Origin of the sequence: Oceanihabitans sp. IOP_32 (assembly GCF_009498295.1) — a bacterium.
Classification (GTDB): Bacteria; Bacteroidota; Bacteroidia; order Flavobacteriales; family Flavobacteriaceae; genus Wocania; species Wocania indica.
On record NZ_CP040813.1, the window covers coordinates 1,098,876 to 1,119,642 of the forward strand.

12 protein-coding genes are annotated in these 20,767 nt (G+C 35.5%); 6 read left to right on the forward strand and 6 right to left on the reverse strand.

Features of this window, described 5'->3' with window-relative positions:
* Positions 1-10: 10 nt before the first annotated feature.
* Positions 11-784: an SDR family oxidoreductase gene (locus FEZ18_RS04620; protein WP_153267239.1), complete on the forward strand. Its 774-nt coding sequence runs from the start codon at positions 11-13 to the stop codon at positions 782-784.
* A gap of 163 nt (positions 785-947) precedes the next feature.
* Here FEZ18_RS04620 and FEZ18_RS04625 read toward each other — a convergent pair whose 3' ends face one another.
* On the reverse strand, positions 948-2,192 hold the full coding sequence (locus FEZ18_RS04625; RefSeq protein ID WP_153267240.1) for a DUF3999 family protein: 1,245 nt from the start codon (positions 2,190-2,192) through the stop codon (positions 948-950).
* The gene (locus tag FEZ18_RS04630) at positions 2,176-4,659 is read right to left on the reverse strand and encodes a DUF2339 domain-containing protein (RefSeq protein WP_153267241.1); all 2,484 of its coding nucleotides are present in this window, start codon (positions 4,657-4,659) and stop codon (positions 2,176-2,178) included. Before FEZ18_RS04630 ends, FEZ18_RS04625 begins: the two co-directional genes overlap by 17 nt.
* A 531-nt stretch (positions 4,660-5,190) precedes the next feature.
* Here FEZ18_RS04630 and FEZ18_RS04635 point away from each other — a divergent pair.
* The 5 genes from FEZ18_RS04635 to FEZ18_RS04655 all read left to right on the forward strand — a co-directional run bounded on the left by FEZ18_RS04635 (position 5,191) and on the right by FEZ18_RS04655 (position 11,588).
* The gene (locus FEZ18_RS04635) at positions 5,191-7,077 is read left to right on the forward strand and encodes a sensor histidine kinase (protein WP_194269518.1); all 1,887 of its coding nucleotides are present in this window, start codon (positions 5,191-5,193) and stop codon (positions 7,075-7,077) included.
* 97 nt (positions 7,078-7,174) lie between these two features.
* On the forward strand, positions 7,175-7,825 hold the full coding sequence (locus tag FEZ18_RS04640) for a response regulator (RefSeq protein ID WP_153267243.1): 651 nt from the start codon (positions 7,175-7,177) through the stop codon (positions 7,823-7,825).
* 109 nt (positions 7,826-7,934) lie between these two features.
* Positions 7,935-8,360, forward strand: coding sequence for a hypothetical protein (locus FEZ18_RS04645; RefSeq protein WP_153267244.1), 426 nt, complete (start codon positions 7,935-7,937; stop codon positions 8,358-8,360).
* Between the two features lie 11 nt (positions 8,361-8,371).
* A complete protein-coding gene (locus FEZ18_RS04650; protein ID WP_153267245.1) occupies positions 8,372-8,986 on the forward strand; it encodes an SIMPL domain-containing protein in 615 nt (204 codons plus the stop codon).
* Between the two features lie 268 nt (positions 8,987-9,254).
* Complete coding sequence (locus tag FEZ18_RS04655) at positions 9,255-11,588, forward strand: outer membrane beta-barrel family protein (protein WP_228122866.1); 2,334 nt, start codon at positions 9,255-9,257, stop codon at positions 11,586-11,588.
* Positions 11,589-11,941: 353 nt separating this feature from the next.
* Here FEZ18_RS04655 and FEZ18_RS04660 read toward each other — a convergent pair whose 3' ends face one another.
* The 4 genes from FEZ18_RS04660 to sprA all read right to left on the reverse strand — a co-directional run bounded on the left by FEZ18_RS04660 (position 11,942) and on the right by sprA (position 20,765).
* Positions 11,942-12,661 (reverse strand): energy transducer TonB, encoded by a 720-nt coding sequence (locus FEZ18_RS04660; RefSeq protein WP_153267247.1) that lies wholly within the window; start codon positions 12,659-12,661, stop codon positions 11,942-11,944.
* A 60-nt stretch (positions 12,662-12,721) separates the two neighbouring features.
* Positions 12,722-13,099: a VanZ family protein gene (locus FEZ18_RS04665; RefSeq protein WP_153267248.1), complete on the reverse strand. Its 378-nt coding sequence runs from the start codon at positions 13,097-13,099 to the stop codon at positions 12,722-12,724.
* Positions 13,092-13,472 (reverse strand): glycine cleavage system protein GcvH, encoded by a 381-nt coding sequence (gene gcvH, locus FEZ18_RS04670; protein WP_153267249.1) that lies wholly within the window; start codon positions 13,470-13,472, stop codon positions 13,092-13,094. Before gcvH ends, FEZ18_RS04665 begins: the two co-directional genes overlap by 8 nt.
* 84 nt (positions 13,473-13,556) lie before the next feature.
* Entirely contained in the window at positions 13,557-20,765 is a 7,209-nt protein-coding gene (sprA, locus tag FEZ18_RS04675; protein WP_153267250.1) for a cell surface protein SprA, read from the reverse strand.
* Positions 20,766-20,767: the final 2 nt, after the last annotated feature.

Sequence of the window (20,767 nt, forward strand, 5' to 3'; positions counted from 1 at the left end):
CGAGATAAGCATGAACATATCAAATTTATTTAACCTAAAAGGAAAGACTGCTATTGTAACCGGTGGCGCAAACGGCATAGGAAAGGCAACCGCTATAATTCTAGCACAACACGGTGCAAACATAGCTATTGGAGATTTTAATATAGAAGATGCAAAAGTAACCGCACAAGACATTGAGGCTTTAGGAGTAAAAGTGATTGCTGTAGCTTGTAATGTATTAAAAGATGAAGATTTAGTTAATTTGGTTGACACCACAGTTAAAGAATTAGGCGGTGTCCATATTTTAATCAATAACGCTGGTGGCGGTGGTGGCGGTAGAGAAAATCCTTTTAAAATTTCGATAGATGATATTAAACGCGATTACGAATTGAACGTATTTAGCGGTTGGCGATTATGCCAATTAGTCGTACCACACATGAAAAAAGCTGGCTATGGCTCTATTGTGTTTACTACATCGATATCTAGTATAAACAAAAGCCCTAATATGAGTGGTTACGCGGGGTCTAAGGCAGCTGTAAACCACACAGTAGCCAATTTGGCTCACGATTTTGGCCCCGAAGTACGCATTAATGCTGTTGGCCCAGGAGCCACACGAACAGCATCACTTGAAAGTGTCTTAACTCCTGAAATAGAGGAAACCATGTTAAAGCACACACCAATTAAACGCTTAGGTAAAGCTGAAGATATAGCAGGCGCTATGCTCTATTTTGCATCCCCAATTTCTGAGTGGGTTAGTGGACAAACTATTTTTGTAAATGGTGGCGGAGAACAAACCTTAGAATAAATTGAAAAAAAAGTTTCAATTACACATCAAAAAACAAACCTGTTAAGTCCTTTGAGTCAAGTTCATGACTTAATAGGTTTGTTTTTATAAACGGTATCACTTAAAAATGCACTAAATAATATTAGAACACCCCAATAAATACGTACTCTAACAAAAAAATAAATTATGTCTTTTTATTCGTATTCAGGTCTTTAATTAAGTTAGATACCACATATAAAATCATAAGGGTGGCAACGCCAATACTAGTCCACATAAACCAAGACTGCTGCCAAAAAGAAGGACTTTTTAAGGTTTCTTGCTCTGGCTGCTTGTAAACTATTTCAGTAATTTTCGCAATGGGGAGCTCGCTTTTTGATGCGGTTGTAACCTCATAAAGATCATAGTTAGGGAAATTTAAATTTGTATTTCCTGCCGTTACTTTATAGAGCTCATTTTTCTTTAGAGCGGCAATTAAATAAACTGGTTTTTGCATAAAATCGATGCGCTTAATATCCAGTTTTGGGTTATCCTTATTATCAATTTCTAAATAGAGCTCCTGTTCGTAAACGCTGGGAATATCAAAAATGAGAGCCCCATCAGAACGTATAGAAAACCGGGCTAATGTATGGCGGTAGGTTTCCATCTTACGTTTTACTTCGCGCTGCTTCAAGGTATATAAAACAGCATTTCTATTGTAAAGACTGGGAGCGTCGATATCAATTTTAATCTGGTTAACAACCTCCTTTCGCTTAAAACGAATATGCATTTGGGTTGTCTTGTCTTTTTCTAAAAACTCAAGACCTTCAACTGGAATATTCTCCATCATTACCGGCACAGTACTTATTGTTTGGGTATGTGCAGTTCCTATCTTTAAAAGGTTAATAGGTAACGAATATCTGTCATCGAATACAATTTTTATGAATTGATAAGAGCATAACGGAAAGGAAATGTCTTTATAAACACTGGTTTGCGACGAATGGTTTAATTGATTTAATTGCCCATTATTAACAATGCCAAACCAGTTTTTTTGATTGTGACTACCTTCCAAACGATAATTTTTACTGCCTTGGTAATTTGCAACTAACAACACCACGCTTTCTATGGTTTTAAGCGGATTTTTAAAAACATAGGTCGAACTGGTATCTGCCTCTCTAGTTTTTGAAACGATAACAAATTCTTCGAAATCTGAAATTTGGGTGCTTGTGTAGTCGGCTCCAGGCTGAATAAAATAAGGCACCTCATGGCCTTTAGCGTCTTTAATTCTCAAATCACGTAAATCACGACTGGCATAAGAGCGCATGTTTTGTGGGATTTGTATGCGGTGTAAACCATCTGTTTCAACAGGAGCTATACGACCCGTAACCATAGTAGATTGCGCAAATAATAGTCCTCCAAAAAGGAATATAAAAAGTTTAATTGGTTTTATCATGTTCATTTTTTTTATCCTCGTCAATGACCAAGGTTTTGATTTTTTGATACACAAAAGAAATAATTAATACCAGAACACCTAGTAGAATAAATGCTATAATTTTACCCGTTTCAGACACATTACTTATATCATAAACAAATAATTTTACGATGGTTAAACCTAAAAGTGTTAAGGCAATAATACGCAGTTGTTTCACTTGTTTTTTAATACCTAAAATTAACAGTACAAATGCCAACACACCCCATAAAATAGGAAGCCCTGTTTTTATTATTTTATACTTAGCCGGATAGGTTAAATCAATAACAGCGTCGTTTGAGCTAACAAACTCATCAGGATTTACAGAAAAACTCATAATATGAAGACCCTGTAAAATCACTTCATTACTTAAGGCATAAACTACGGTGAAAACCGCAAACCAAATTGAGAATTTATTTTGAAACAACCCAAAATTAGGGGCTCGTTTATTGATTTTGTAAAGCAAATACCAAAAATAAACAACAAGCATAAAAGACAGCAAATGCAAATAATAAGCGAGTGTATTGCCAACATTATCTAAAACGTAATCTTGAAACTGAAAACGCGGTAAATTGAAAGAGACATAGGTAAACACCAGAATATTAAAAACTGCAAAAATATTTATAATCAGATGGTTTAAAGTGCTTTTGTAACGATCTAAAACGAAGCATAAAACGGCAGTAAACACCAAATGATACACCATAAAAACAGCTAAAAATTCGACAAAACTAAAATAGGCATTGGCCTGATAGGCAACCTCGGCAAACCCCACAAAATAACCCGTTATTACTGCCAGAACTGTGCTTAGCTTTCTATATATCTTAGGGTTAAATGTAAGACCAAATTTTGTTAATTTATTGGTTTCATGTCGCAGTAATAAGCCTACGCTTACAAACGACGCCACCACAAATACACCACCAATAAAAATAGGGTTAAATACTACAGTGAGTGGTGCTTGTTTGAAAACATAACTTGGCCAATCCATTAACAGGCTAATAAGCATTAAAAACTGCACAATAACAGCCGCAAAGCGATAGCTTTTTATTTTAGATTTTTGTGCCAACCACATTAACAACACGGCTTCTACAGCCCAGAAAATAGTAATGTTATTTCCAGAGAACTGAACAGGAATGGCCAATGTAATAAACGTTAAGGTTAAACCAATTAGAAGATAAACAGCTATTTTATCTAAGCCATATTTCTTGTATAAGAACAGTGCATACCCCAAATTTAACAAAGCTAAAAACACTGTGAAAAGGCCTGATAAATTGGGTTTAAATTCTGATAACACCAGCATCCCAACACCATAAAACACAAAATTATTTAAGCTAAGCATGACTAGTTGCACTTTAGAAAAACGAGCCTTAGTGCGCAAATTGTTTATAATGGTGGTCATTATAAAAATGATATAAAAAACAAAACCAAAAACCAGCGCACCGATGTGATTTGGAGATTCAAGGTAAACATCGTTAAACACCCAAGCCCCAAATAAAAGCGTTGTAAATACAAAAGCAAGTATTTGTAGTACATGCCATTTTTTAAAATAAGCTAAGGTTAAAATTCCAATATCCAAAATAGCGATATAAGTAAATAATACTAAATAGTTACCACTACCGCTACTTATCATAAAAGGCACTAAAAACCCACCAATTAAAGATAATATAGCAAGCTCCATACGGTTGTATGATAAAGAAATCAAACAACTAAAAGCAGTTATCACCACCATAATTGCAAAGGCGACTTGTTGCCCAAACAACTGGTACTCGTGGTAAGCTATAGCAATGGTAAAATAAAAAATAGCAATGGCGCCTGCAACCAAAACTGAACTAAATGGGGCATATTTTTTTCTTAACCTGTGCGCTATAAACAACACTAGACTACCTGCCAAAATACCAATACCCACCCGAGCAGGTTCGTTTATCCAATCTTTATCTATGGCATATTTCACAAAATAACTAATCCCTAAAACTAAAATGAGAATACCAATTTTATTAATTAAATTTTCTCCAATAAACTTTTCAAGGTCCGGGTTTTTTTGCTTGAAACGCTGCCAAACACCAACACGTGGCGTTTCTTTTATCTTATTAGTAGGCTCTGCTTGTGCAGCCGATTTGGAAAAAGACACCACTTTTATAGGTTCTACAGGTTCTTGCACGTCTTCTTCAGCTTCTTTTTCGTCTATTTTTTCATCTTCAATTTTAATTGGTTCACTAACTTTTATAGGCGGTGTTTCTAAAGTGATTTCTGGTGCAGCAGAGCTAGATTCTTCGGCATCTTCAGCTTCAATATCTTTTTCAAGCGTTTTCTCTTCCTCTTTTGATACCGTTAAAAGTTGATTTAACTTCTCATGTAATTTATTCAATTCATTTTTCAAATGAAGGCGTTCTTTAGCCGATCGTGAATTTTGAATAATTAATAAAATTATTATTACTATAGATAAAAGAAATTCCATAAATAGGTTTTGTTAACTGAATAGGTTCTCGAGATCTTTTAATTAAAAATTTCAGCAACTTACTCAAGCGATTACGAAGTGAAAATAGGATTTAATTTAATACCTCAAGGGTATTATTACAGTTTTTCGTTAAACAGAAAAGAATCTTAAGTAACTCATACTCTATTTAATTTTCTACAACCATCTAAAAAGCAACTGCGCGCAAACCCTTAAAATAAAACTCCAAACTCAGGTTTAACTTATTGTTTAATTTTTTATAAAATTAAAAACAATGAGTTGACCATTCATCCCTTTAAACAACCGCATTACACTCCCTTTAAACAGGGATGTTTTTTTGTAATATTAAGGTGTTATACCTAATAAACGATACGACATTTCAAAATTAAATTGGTAGTATTTGTAAAACTAATCGTTTATTGTGATTTTTCACTGAAAACCGTGACAACTTAAATTTCAAGTTGTACTACTATTACATTTGTGAATATAAACTGTTTAAGATTTTCTATTTTTGTTTTGAAACACATGATAAGCTTGGGTAAAATACATCTTCTTTTTTTGGGGTTTTGCTTTTTAGTTGGGTTTTCTCAGGAAAAACAATACAGCTTTAAGGCTTTTGGTGTTACCCCCGAAGTTGTTCCGACGGCATTGTATAAAAAGCTTCAAAATGCGTCGAACATTAACGAACGTATCACATATCTGGATGAGATTGCACAAGTATTCTTAACCTCTGGAAACGCAGACTCCTTAATACATTACAGTCAAAGACTAAAAAGAGCGCTTGTTTTAACAAGACCTCAAGACACCACGTCTAACATCTATAAGTTTAAAGCGCTGTTTTACCAGGGCATTGGTGCTCAAAAAATAGGATTCATGGACAAGGCTATTTCTAGCTTCATTGAAGGTATTGAGGCCACCAACACTCACACGTATTTTAATACCGCCTTTAAATTAGAATTAGCGCAAACTTATCTTTTAAAAGGCAATCCAGAAAAAGTTAAACCCATTATTGATGAGCTTGAGATTTCTAAAAAACATCCCGAGCTGTATCTGAGATATTTAGTTCTATTAAGCGGGTACCAAATATTTATTAACGATTTTAATTCGGCACAAACCACTATTAGCAACGGGCTTTCTGAAAATTTTATAGAAGAGTATTTTAAAGCGAAACTTCAATTGCAACTACAACTGGCAGAGATTAAATTTAAGCAAAACGACTTTAAACAGTCCATTGCCATGAGTACAGCCATAAAAGATCAAGCCCTACAACAAGGTATTTTTGATGTGTATATCGCAGCCGTACTTAATGAAGGTCGATGTTATGTTTTTCTAAAAGACTACCAAATCGCAGAAATCGCATTAAACACCGCGTATGTTAACGCCTTACAATGGCACAGATTAGAGCTAAAACAAAAGATTATTAAAGCACTGGTGCAGCTCTACAATACAAAAGGCGATTATAAAAACGCCTTTAACTTGATGACGCAATATCAAGCTGTAAATAATACGATTGCCGAAAATCAAAACCAGCTTTTGGTTAGTGATTTAGAACTAAAATACGAAACTCTAAAAAAAGAAAAAGAAATTGATAAATTACGAGAAGACCAATTGGTGAAACAAGCCGAAATTGAACGACAAAAAACCATAAAGTTTGCTTTTTTAATAGGATTTTTAATCATTCTTATTCCCGTTATTTTATTACTCGTGGTGTATTATCAAAAACTACAAGCGCAAAGTTTACTAAATACCCAAAAGGAAGCTATAAATAAACAAGAAGTAAAAGCTTTAATGCAATCTCAAGAATTAACTTTGGTGAAAAACACCATTTCTGTACAGCGAAAAGAACGCGATAGGATTGCTAGAGAGCTACACGACAGTATTGGAGGAAATCTTGCGGCCATAAAATTAAAAATGAATAACCTCGGTGATTCACATCCCGACTTTAAAAAAATACTACAACAATTGGATGCGACTTACGACCAAGTTAGAGAGATTTCACACAGCTTAATCCCCAAAGAATTCGAAAACTCCAGCTTTACCGAACTTATTGATAATTATATACAAAATTTCAGTCAAGACCCATCGGTGAATTTAAGGTTTAATGCTTATCCAGATGAGGCCATAAATAATTTAGAGACTCACTTTCGATTAGCTCTATTCAATATTCTAAAAGAGTTAATCACCAATGCCTTTAAGCATGCACAGGCTTCAGAAATAGAAATACAACTCACATTAATCTCTGAGGATAATAGTATTGAGCTTATTTACGAAGATGATGGTGTAGGTTTTAACGTGAATAAAACGAACAAAGGTATGGGCTTGAGTAATTTAGAAAAACGCGTTAAAGCACTTCAGGGTAGTTTTTCTATAAATTCGGCTATTAATCGAGGCACAGTAATAACCATAAGCATCCCACAATAGATTTATTATGAAACATCCATATCTAAAACTTGATACCCAAGGAAATGATTACATGGATGTCGCATGAGACCGATGAAAAAACAATACATATAAACACATGAAACAACCATCTTTTACAATAATAATTGCCGACGACCATACCATGTTTTTAGATGGTTTAAGAAGTATTCTTGCCCAGGAAGAGCATATAAATATAGAACTTACTGCTAAAACTGGAGCACAAGTAATTAAGTACTTACGAATTAATACCAATCTAAAAATTGATTTGGTAATTACCGACATTAATATGCCCGAAATGGATGGTGTCGATTTAAATGCCGCGATAAAAGAAGAATTTCCTGAAACAAAAACCTTGGTTGTTAGTATGCTAGAAGACCCCAAAAAAATTAAAGCACTAACTGAAGCCAATGTTAACGGCTACTTGTCTAAAAACGCCGAAAAACAAGAACTTTTAAAGGCCATTAAAACGATTTTAAATGGTGAAAATTACTTCTCGCCCCGCATCAAACAAGTGCTTATGGAAGCCATGTTTACTGAAAAATCTAAGCCTACAATTGCTTTAACAAAACGTGAAAAACAAGTGCTTAAACTTATTGCTCAAGAGTATACTACACAGGAAATCGCAGACGAATTATTTTTGAGCAAACACACCATTGAAAGCTACCGCAAAAATTTAATCTCTAAGCTGGAGGTCCGCAATCTTGCCGGTCTCACCCGTTATGCCGTAGAGCAAGGTTTACTCGAATAAGGTTTACCACCCTGAAAACAGGGTGTATATTTTCACTATTTATAGTCTAATCTTTAAGCAGTAAGGCGCATAAATTTGTATCATATTAATCTTTTAAAACTTAGATATTATGATTTACGGAATTTTATTAATCCTTTTAAGCATTATTGCAGTACCATCACTTATTTTATCAAAAAAGCCAAACGCGCAAGAATTGTTAGATAAAATAGCACCATACCAAGGCTGGATTGGTTTAGTCTTTTGTTTTTTAGGTATTTGGGGTATCATCTCTGCCTTTTTAAATATGGGATGGATCACGACTGCTCCCATTTGGTGGATTACTCTATTAGCTGGTAGTTTTGTGCAGGCCACCTTAGGCTTTATGTTAGGCTTCGGCTTAATTAACGATTTAATTTTAAGCAAAAATGAGACGGCAAAAGAAAAAGCAGTCGAGATGAGAGCAAAACTTGCACCAAAACAAGGAAAACTAGGCATTTTAGGCTTAATTGTTGGCGCTTGGATGATTGCTGCTTCGTTTATATTTACTCTAACTTAAATCAATTTATTATGAAACATTTTATAATGGTATTTATGTTTTGTCTGGCCTATGTAAGTAGCTCACAGAATATTTGTAATCAAGATGCAACCATAACTGTTTATGGCTCGGCGCATCCTACCGTTGCATCGGTTAAATACAAAACCGATATAACACTATCTCTAGAAAATGATTACTACTCAAATAACCCTTGTACCACTCTAGAAGAGTTAAAAACTAAATATTTTACTGAGGTAAAAAAACAAGGCATTGACATCTCGAAATTTGAAAACGACGATTTGGGCTATGCTGCACTCGGATACAGAAAATCAGGAACAATACTAAGATTTACGACCCACGACAAAGAAGAAATATTAAAGCTTAACAAGATTAAAATGGGGCAAGTTAGATCGTCTTACGTACAAATGAAAACCGAGATGGACGATACCCAACTTGAAGAAACGCTTCAGGCGGCTCTTAAAGACGCTGAAAAAAATGCACAGCTTATGGCCAAAGCAGCTGGAAAAACAATAGAAGGCTTGCACGCTATATCCAGTTTCGATCTTGGTAGAAAAACATTCTGGCAATCAATAAACAGCACACCAACAAAACTAAGGGTAACTGCTGTTTACAAACTAAAAGAATAAGCATTACATCTCTTTTTGTTAGTTAAGATAAAGTCTGTTACAGCTCTTATGAAGGATGTGCACAGACTTTATAACTTTTATTTAACATAACAGCCCTTCACTTCTTAACACAATTCTTCTCGGTATTTATTATCTTGCAACACACTTAAAAACTACTTATTAATTGTTAAACTACAGCTTTTAAATGTAAATAAAAAACAATCTAGAAGTGTAATCTACAAGACCAATGCATACCGCTATAAAAAACATCCATTTTATTCTTTTTTTTATGCTTTGTAGCCTTTCTATGGCTCAAGAACATGAGGTTGAAATCTTCGGAACCATAGTTGAAGAAGAAACTGGCCAAGCCGTACCTTACGCTACCGTAGTAGTCTATAAAAATGGTAGTAAAGAAATCGTTTCTGGTGCAACATCCGATGATAACGGAAATTTCTCGTTATACACCAAGGCTTCAGATTTTTATGTTGAAATTAGCTTCATGGGTTACAAAACAAAAGTTCTAAACAATTTATCTGCAGTAAATAATAAAATTAATCTAGGGGTAATTAGTTTGTCTCAAGACAATTTAGCTCTGGAAGAAGTGGTGGTTACTGGCGAAGTATCAAAAACAGTTTTTAAACTAGATAAACGAGTTTTTAATGTGGGTAGCGATATAAGCAGTACTGGCGCAAGTGCACTGGAGGTGCTTGGTAATGTGCCCTCTGTAAATGTTAGTATTGAAGGTGAAATTAGTTTACGCGGAAGCACAGGTGTACAAATATTAATTAACGGAAAACCCTCTGTTTTAGCCGACGAGTCTAGTAATGCACTTGGAACCCTAACTGCCGATATGATTGAAAGCATCGAGGTTATTACTAACCCTTCGGCAAAATATGAAGCCTCGGGAACCGCTGGAATTTTAAATATTATATTAAAAAAAGAAGAGAAAGAAGGCTGGAATGGTTCTATTTCTGCAAACACAGGCACCCCAGATAATCACAGTATGGGCATAAGCCTTAATCGACGTACAGAAAAGTTTAATTTATTCACACAAATGGGTGTTGGTTACCGTTCGCTACCCAGAGACAACAGGGCCATTAATACAAACTTAATAAGTAACGAAGAGATATTTAGTAATGGCACCGCTTATCGGGATGAAATGTTTTACAATATCACTTTAGGAACAGATTACCATATAAACGAGCGCAACGTATTAACATTATCTGGTAATTTCGCCTACGAAATTGAAGATCAACCTTCCGAAACAAATTTTAAATTCTTTGATTCCAATAACACACTTGTTTCTAGTTGGTTAAGAAACGAAACTACCGAGGCCACAAACCCAAAATACCAATACGAATTTAACTATAAGAAAGAATTTAAAAACAGTAAAGAGCACACATTGCAACTTAGTGCATTGGGTTCTTTTTTTGGTAAAGAACAATCGTCACAATTTACAAACTCGACATTATCGGGAGAAGATCCAGACAGCGACCAACAAACCGAAACCGAATTCCAACAAGCAGAATACACTTTTAAAGCCGATTATACCAACCCTATTACTACAGAATATACCTTAGAGGCCGGTGCCCAGTATGTTATTAATGATGTAGGAAACGATTACGAAGTTCGAGATTTTATTAATGGAAACTATGTAACCAACCCAAACCTTACAAACAATTTTGAATACGACCAAAAAGTTTTAGGCGTTTACATTACAGGCGCTTACGAACTTGAAAAATGGGGTGTTAAGCTGGGTTTAAGAGTAGAGAACACAGATTTATCTACTTGGCTAACCAATACCAATGCTTACAATTCTAGAAATTATACCGATTATTTTCCCTCATTACATACCTCGTACAAAATAAACGATAATGTATCACTCCAAGCAGGCTATTCTAAGCGGATATTTAGACCGAGGTTATGGGATTTAAACCCGTTTTTTAATATTAGAAACAATTTTAATATCCGTCGCGGAAACCCAAATTTACAGCCAGAGTATACAGATTCTTTCGAGCTAACCGGTATTTATAAAATTGGAAAGGCCTCTTTTAGCTCAAGTATTTATCATAAATACACCACAGAAGTTGTAGAGCGCGTATCTACATTTATTGATAATGTGACTACAACAACCCCTGAAAACATTGGCACAAACGCCGCTTATGGCTTTGAAACTAATGGTAAATACAGTCCTAATAATTGGCTTAGCTTTTCTGGTGATTTTAACTTTAACTATTTTGATCGTATAGGTAGTTTCCAGTCCCAATCTTTCAATTTTTCTGGTAGACAATGGTCCACAAAATTAGGATCTAAAATAGGCTTACCCGCAGATATTGATTTAGAATTAACAGGAAATTACCAGTCGGGTTACGAAACCGTGCAAGGCAATGTTACAGGTTATGCCTTCTTAGATTTAGGAATTCGTAAGAGAATATTAAAAGGTAAAGTAGTAGTTAATTTTGGAGTACGCGATGTATTCGAATCTAGAATTTTTGAGAATTTTGTAAGCCAACAAAACTTCGAAACCTATAGTTTGAGTGAACGTGGTCGCTTTATAACTCTGGGTGTAAGTTACGGATTTGGAAAAGGTGAAGCGATGACCTACTCTGGCCGAAGACGCTAATTAACCCCTCATGTTCTTTTTGTATTTATGACATTAAGAATAGGTGAATTTTAAAAACTATCATGTAGTTTATACATGTCACTTCATAATTGTATTCTTCGATTCTTTTCTGTCGTTTGACTGGAACATAAACGGATTGTTTTTATTTGGATTTTACATTAAACAATAATTGGGACTAAATATTTGGAGCTTGACTCTAATGTACATTGATTTCCTTTTATCGCTTTGCGCAGCTGCCATGATGGTTACATCGCTTTTCTTTTTAAAACACATAAGGTATTCTTATAAAAAACCCATAAAAAAACCTCGAAGATAAATTCGAGGTTTTGGTCTTGTATGTGGTATTTCTATGTTTAATCTTGTACCTGAAAAACAATTGGTAAAGAGTAAGGAACCGTTACTGCTTTCCCTCTTTGCATTCCTGGTTTCATTTTAGGTAGCATACTAATAACTCTAGCTGCTTCTTTTTCTAAAGCTGGATGCGGTGCTCTTGATCTTACCCCAACAATATTTCCAGTTCTATCAATTTTAAATATCACGTTAATACGTTGTCTACCCGATAAACCTAAATCACCCGCTAAATCTGTATTAAACTTCTGTTGTACAAATCTCTGGATTTTTTCAGACATACATTTTTTCTTTTGGGCATTATTACCTTTTTCACATCCTGGAAAAACAGGTACGTTTTCAATTACCGCAAAAGGAACTTCAATGTCTTCATCGACTTCTTCTACTTCAATCTCTTCTACTTCAACAATTTCAGTTTCTTGATCGGCTTCGGTAGATTCAATTACCGTTTCCTCAACCTCCTCTTCATCTTCAACAACTTCTATAACTTCTGGAGCTGCTGGTGGCGGTGGCGGTGGCGGTGGCGTAACTATCTGTTCAGTAAGTGGGATTTCTTCATCATCGAGATCATCCAAACTTAGCTCTCCAATATCAATAGGCGCCTTGTCGTACGTTTTGTAATTAATGGCATAGTTTGTTAAAAAAAGCATTAAAGCTAGGCCAATTGCAAAATACAGAGAGCTGTTGCGCCCCACATTTGCTTTAGGATTTTTCTTAGGTTCCATAATTTAATTGTTTTTACAAGGATGCTAAAATAACAATTTATTTGTCATATAAGCAAACGATTATAAATTTTTAATAAGCGTTTTTTTATTCAGTAATAGTACAAGCACCATAACCAACACGCCCAAGGTATTAGCAAGAGCGTCGTAAACATCCATAAATCGAGATGTTGTGACACTACCTTGAAGTACTTCAATTATTATGCCAAATACAACTGAAAGCACTGAAGCATAAGTTATTGCTTTGGCTTTACTCCATTTAAACTTAAAAAAAAATGTGTTAACCCATAAATAAGTTAACACACCATATACTATGAAATGAAATATTTTATCAGCAAATGAAATACCTGCATCTGGTAAATTACTTATTGTAATTAGGCTTACTACGGCTAAACCTAATGTATAAAATATTGCAATTATTAGTGCCTGTTTTTTAAGCACCTATAAGTTCTTTATAAGCATCGGCAGACATCAGGCTCTCTATTTGAGATTCATCTGAAAACTTAAGTTTAATCATCCAACCGTCTCCATAAGGGTCTGTATTCACTTTTTCTGGTTCGTCTTCTAAAGACTCGTTAAATTGAATAATTTCTCCAGATAATGGCAAAATTAAATCAGATACGGTTTTTACGGCCTCTACAGATCCAAAAACTTCATCGGCATCAAGTGTTTCATCCAGAGTTTCTACTTCTACATAAACGATATCTCCTAATTCACTTTGTGCAAAATCTGTAATACCAATAGTCGCTACATCGCCTTCAACTCTTACCCATTCGTGGTCTTTGGTGTATTTTAATTCTGATGGAATATTCATAATATTTATTTTTTTAATAATTTAAGTTCAAGCTTATGGCAACAAATCTAATTATTCGAAAGTTAATTTCAAACAGATTGTTTATTAATTACCAAAATTATACCTCAGCGTTAATCCTGAGCGGATGGTTGTTTGCGGAAATGCGGTTGATATAGCATATTCTGAAAACGTGTAGTCGAAATAAAAGATTGCTGTTAAATTATTACTAAAGGCATAATCTGCTGAGTATTTTAACCCCCAAATAGTTTGCCCACTAGTTACTTGATTATTCTCTAGATCTAAATAACGTATAATGGTTTTGTTTTCTCTTACCGATACATCTGCTTTCATGTTTAAATCGCTTACAATACGTTTTCTTGGCCCCGCAAGCTGCGAGCGAATTCGCACATCTTTTATTCTATACCCTAATCCAAAAATGTACTCATTACCTTGTATTTCGGTCATTAAATTATTGTCAAAACTAAGTGAAAGCAATCTGTCTTTTTTAATTTCCGCAAGAATTTTTACCGAATTTTTCATTTCAAAATCTATACGAATTAAAGGACTAAACAACTCGGTTAAATTGATATTACTAAACAAGGTTTCGTTTTTAAAATTACCCGATTGGTCTAAGGCTTCAGAAGGTTGGCTGGCATAGTCTAATCCCGGAACAGGAGCTTCGTTGGCGCCAGCATTTAAATTTAAATTTAGGTTCGTGCTAAACTGATTAATGGTATATGTAGATCGGTACCCGTGTGTTAACGAGAAGCGCTTAAAGCGTTTTTTAAACCAATCCATTTTCATAAACCCAGTGTATTTTAAATCCCAGTTAGGAATTGGTATATTTCTAAAGGCACTTGTTTTAACTTTACTAGCATCTTGTCCAGAATAAGCTGCTAAGAATGCAGGTAGTAAAACCGACTGATTGTTTTTACCGAAGCCTAATGGATAACCATCGGCATCCCTGGCATAGCTAGAGGTTCCATAAAATTTCTGAGCAAGTCGGTCGGCAATTATTTTTCTATTGGCTCTAAAGTCGTTAAAGGCATTCGATGTGGTTTCATCACTTTTAGAAAATGCCGTTTTAATTAAAACAGTCGATATATTAAAGTTCCCAAAGGTATTTGGCGTTAGCGATTGGTATTCTAAGGTGTTTGGATCTACTCTATAATTTTCATTATAATTCTTATAGTACGTTCTGTTACCAACCAGATCAATTTTTAAATCGTTAATGGGCTCTAAATTAGCCGAAATATCAAACTGCTTAGTATGGGTTTCTGTATATTGTTGATTAAATTCTGGATACACAGTTAACCAACCCCTTCTGGCAGCAAGATCTCTAATGTTACTTTGACTCCCAAAGGTATAACCTAAAGTTGGTTTTAAAGTCCCAATAAACCCAGGGGTTTGCGTATAACCTGGTAAATGCGTGCCGTTATTTTCAGAGTAATTAAACTGAATTCTTTTAACGCTCGTTAAGATATCTACACCAAAGTCTAATACATTTTTACCCGATTTGTTTTGCGTTTGTTCTGGCTTTGTGTTTTGATTTGTTCCCTGTGGGGCTCTAGTTCTAACATTTCTAACCCGTTTTTTTTCTAATCCAATATATTTATAAAACCTATTCATATCTAAGGTTGAATTAATATTATGGGTGTTTGCATTTTGAATGGTGTTAACCTCGCCCCCCAGAACTTCACCATACAAATCGGAGCCTTTTTGCCATTGGAAATTTCCAGCATATTGATAGGTCGACTTTAAAAAGCTAAGGGTTGGGATTTTATGTAGGGGCAATTCGTAGGTAATTCCCAAATCTTGATTTTGCCTATTGGGATCGCCAAAATCTAAAAAACCATCCCAAACATCTAGACTGGGGTCTTGCTCTCCGTTAACAATATTGTCTTTAAAGTAGTTACGAACAATATTATTATTAGCCGCTGTAAAGTTTAAACTTAAAGCTTTTGTGAGATTATAGTTTATGGTATATTGAAAATCGAACGTGTAGTTACGTCGGTACAACTCTTCTATACCAATATTACCACCTCCTAAATCTATATCTCTAAATTTTAACTTATTAAATTGTCGGTTTATATCGGTATTTAATGCAAAACTTGTTGGTAATAAGTTAAGGTTAAAATCTTTTAACAGTTTCCAGTAACGCCCTGTAAATAGGGAATCGTTCTTTTTAAAAGGCTCTACTGTAAGCGGGTTAAAATTATAGGCATAATTGGCTCCCACCCGTAATGTTTTATTTACCGAGTTTTCGATTTCGAAATCGCGATGTTCTACTTTGTTATAGGAGTAGTTTAAAGTTAAGTTCTCCACATCGTAAATACGCGGTTTCGCGTCTGCCGACCGTTCTTTTCTAACCCCAATAAAGTTGATGCTTTGGCGTCTCGTATAATCTTCAGATTGTTCTTTTATTACATCTCGTTCAGCCTTACTATTTGCGGCCTCTAACCTCGAATCTAAAGTTAAATCTTTGTAAAACTGATCGAATTTAGGAGTGATAAGCTCTTCACTCTGACCATAATTAAAAGGCAGTTGAATGCCCCATTTTTTAGGTAATAATTGTCCTAAATTAACATTAGTTACGAAATCGTATTGCTGAACGTCTTCAAGACTGCGTTGACTTGGGCCTTGGTCTATAGTTCCAAATCCGGAGGTGCTTTGTCGGCCTGTAGCGCTAATATTTGCAAAATCTGCGATATTACTATCTACTCCTAACACGGCTGCCCAGCCTCCTTCGTTATCTAAATCGGATAAACGCAATTCATTAAACCAAACTTCGGCACAGACATCGTCTCTATTGGTGGCGTTTTTTAATCCTATCATAAGTGTTCTTATGTCTCCAAAATTAGGATTTCCCTTAATAGCAATTCGATGTTGTCCTGCCACATAGTTTGAATACTGATCGCCAGAAATTGGAACGGCTTGTCCATTAATAACATCGTAAAACGTAGGATCTAAATTAGTTAAAGTACCGTTAGATATTCCCACCGATTTGATTTGTCCGAGCACATCAATTGGTAAATTAATATGATTTTCCTCAGGCCAAAGCCCCTCTCTTGTTGTTGATGTGGACACCTGTAAAGGCATCTCTATTTGATAGTAATTTTCGGTTAAATCGTTTCCAATACGAATAAAACCGACGATGTCATTATTATTTAAAACTCGAGAAGACTCCCCCGATTCGGCGTGCATAAACATTCTTAAACGTTTGTATTGACGCATATCAATACTAATATTTTTATATACGGCTTTCGAGTCTTGGGCTTCTAAATTACACACATTTGCTACCAGAGATTGTTCGTTTTGTCTAACCACTGTGTTATTATTATACAACTCTTCGGGTTCTATTCCTGGAGGTCTTTGGTAACTGCTTTCGTTTTCTAAAGTTCCAATTACTCCAACAGAGAAATCGGTTTGGGGATCGCTTGGTGTTGGGTCGTTTTTATCTAGGGGTCTGGTATAACGCGTCCAATCACTTCGTACTAAATCTAAGCTTCCAAAACGAAATACGGTATTCTCGGTAAATTCTTTAAGATAGACCCGCGCAAATCTTATAGACCTTAAATCGTTTATTCCGCCTACCGATTTTACGTGACTGCCCTGAACAGGGATTCTAAATTGATACCAACGTACATTTTTAGAATCGCCATTGGGTAATAATCGAGGCCTTACTTTAATGTCTTTTAAAAATTCTCTAATCGGATTTGTGCTGGGTAAATTATTTAAATCGGATTCCGATTCGGGTAAATTTTGACGGGTTATAGCTAATTCGTATTCAAAATAACTATTAATGGTATTCATGGTATTATCCCGATTAATATCTTCTGTGTCTGGCTGTGTATTACCTGCTCTAACGGTATCAGAAAATGTATCGGGCGTATTACCTTCCACACCATTGTATTTTTTGTAACGTTCAAAAATATCGCCTTCAGCATCTAAAAAATACTTGTAATTATCGTTAGCAGGATCATCTAAAGCTGCAAAAGCTGGAAACTTATTTTTTTCGTCCGCATCGCTTAAGCCATCGTAACCCACATCTTGAAGCACTCTGTCTTGGCCTGTGGTATCGAAAGCATACACTAAAGATTGATTTGCTGGCGTTTGTCCCCAAGAAGTCTCTGTGGTAAAGGCGTTATTTGAGGAGTCTGGCAGTCCGTTTTCATATTGCTTTCTACCATCTGGCAACACATCTTCAGATATATTACCTAAATTAAATACCAGTTTTCCTCCCGGATTTGCAGCGTTTTCTTGAAAAGGATCTTGCAACCAAAACTCAATATATTCTACATTGGCCTCCTCAAAATCTGTTGATGTTATGGCGCGCGTAATGCCCGCCCAATTTTGCTGCGGATTTGGTAAGACATTACCATTTGCCGCTGGATTAAAGTTATAAGGCCCTCTTTCTGAAGGATAATAAGCCAGATCTAGAGTATATAGCACTGCATTTTGCCCCTGTACTAAATCGCGTTCTGGGAATAATTCGTTAATAAAAACACGGCTTGTAAACAAACTTGAAACATCATCGTCTGAAATCCCTGCTGGTCGTCTGTTACTGTAAAAAATGGGATCGATAGTATACCAATTTAACAAGGCCCGCTGGTAACCGTTTTGTAGGTTTAATGCACTATTTGGATCTGTAACACTGGTATATCCCAAATTAGTGTCAAACGGTGTACTCGACAAATACCAAGATTGTTGTGACTTCAGGTCAATACTACCCTGCGAGCCTTCAAAGTCGTCTATATACGATGTCGCTTCACCTCTTAGACTGGTCCCTTTGGGCGCGCCAGGAGCTAAATATGCAAACTCACCACGTATAGATATATTAGACTCGACATCGGTATCTATATTGGGCAATTTATTTACTAAGCGTGTTAAAAATGGTACTTCAACAGAATAATTACCATTAAAACCAAAAATGGTATTATTAATGGGTTCTGAGCCGTAATTGGCTTTTTGAGTTATTGGTCGTTCGTTTAGATTTAAAAGCGTTCCGCCTAAAACAAAGTTATCATTAAATTTATGTTCTACATTTATACCCGTAAATCGTTTGGTTTGCTGGCCAAACACCGCATTATTTTCTGAAGATACATTTATTGGTGTGTTGGATGCTTTTAAGGCTTCATCTAAAATCTCTACCCTTGCCGAGGCGTAATTCACTACATAGTCCACACCTTCTACCAAAACACGCCCACCAGCTGTTACGGTAACAGAACCTCGAGCAGCACCAAATGGTATGGGAATACCACCGCCACCAACCGATTTATAACGGCCTTTTAATTTGAATTTATTTTTTTCTCCAACTTCTAAAGCTGCTTTTTTGGTGCTTTTATACAATGCAGTGTAAACATACTTGGCTTGGTTTTCGTTATACGAGGTTTCAATCTCATAATTTTCTGAAGGACTAAGCGCTAGTTTGTTAAAGAGATATTCTCCAAAAGGCTCTACACTCGGAAAAATTATTTTTCCTGTTTCTGGTAACACGGTTATATTGGGCACAAAATCGAAAAAACCATCACCTTTGGACTGAGGATCGTTATTAAAGTTTAATTTATCGAGATTAAAAACTCTTAATAACGGAGTTTCATTGAGCGGATCTTCATTTGGGCCAGGTGCTGGAAATGCTGTAGATCCTACAGGTGTGATGAAATTTAATGGTGAAGCTTCATTATAAAAAATATTCAGTTTAAAATCGTCTTGACTTAAATTATAAGCGCCGGTATCGTAAATGTTTTTCATCATCAACTTCCAAATGGGTTGATTAACATCTGTTATACTACTTTTTAACAATTTTAAAACCAGGTTCTTATTGGTCACTCTTGTTATCTCACCAGCGGCGTTGGTTTCTACATCGGTAGCTTCAACCCCATCATTAGCAAACTCACCAACTTGATACACTTGTCCTCCTATGGTAAACTGAAACGCCACGGCTAAAATCTCGTCGTTATTTAAACGCTGATTTAACGAAATATACCCCAAATCTTTATTTAAATGGTATTCTTGTCCGCCAATAAGTTTTCTGGCATTTTCTAATTTGGCATAATCTAAACCCTCATTAACATTAGCTGCTAAAATACCCGATTGCACGGTAGCCACATCTCTAACAGCTTCGGTAAGCAAGCTAGTTGAGCCAATGGCCGTCGGATCAAAATTGTTATTACCATTATCTGGAATGGCTCCTAACGACGCATTTACAAAACCTGGTGGTGGTGTTTGCAAGCCAATAACATTGGTTTCTCCCAAGTCTTGAAAAGCCACAATATTTCGAACATTATCTGTTCTGTTACCTCGGTTAGTTACCCAAACTTCCAAACGTGTAATTTGTAATCCTTTATTGTTTATATACGGATAGGTTTTTAAGGCGGCATCGTAAGTCTCTCTAAAATACTGCGCTAAAAAGTAGTGTCTATTTTCGTCGTAATCTCTAATAAACAAATCGAATTCCTCAAGTGTTCCACCACCTTGAGCCACAACGGTATTGGCTTGAGATTTTTGTTCAGAAAACACTCCAGTAACTGTCGTTTTACCAAACTGTAATTGGGCTTTTACACCAAACAAACTTTGTGCCCCAGTAATTAGCGAACTGTTTAAAGGCATACTTACGTTACCCACTTCTATTTTCTGAATAATATCGTCTTCTGTAGGTGTGTATTCTAATTTAATAATATCTTGAAAATCGTAACTCGCTTGGGTATCATAATTTGCGGTTACCTGAAGTCGCGTACCCACTTTACCCAACAGGCTTAAGCTAATGCGCTGATCAAAATCGAAGGTAAAATTACTTTTATTTTTGGGTGAGAAAGCAGGGTTGTCTTGTTTTGAAAATAAAACACCCAAATCCATCTCGACAGACCCTTGAGGAATAACTTGAATGGTATCACTACCAAAAATTGAAGTAAAGAAATCGGACTTTACATAAAACTCTGGGATTAAATTTTTCTGGCCCTCTTTAGCCCCTTGTTTTTTACCATCGAAAGCATCAATTTTTTCTTTATAGTAGGCTTTTAAATTTTCTTTTGCCACCAAATCAAAATACTCCTTTGGTGTTAATATAACAGGATAATTCACGTTGTAATCTCCTATTTTTTCAGTGTAGATATAACGATTGGTTACGGGATCGAAGGTGTATTTAGACTCGATACTACTAGGGTTTGGAGTTTTAATTTTACCCATACTAAACCCAGATATTATGGAGTCTTGCATGGGTTGTTGAGACCAAAGGGAAACCGATAATAGAGCTGCACTAACTAAAAAAAAGTAATGTCTAATTAATTTATAAGAATTTGGGGAAGTTTTATTCAAAA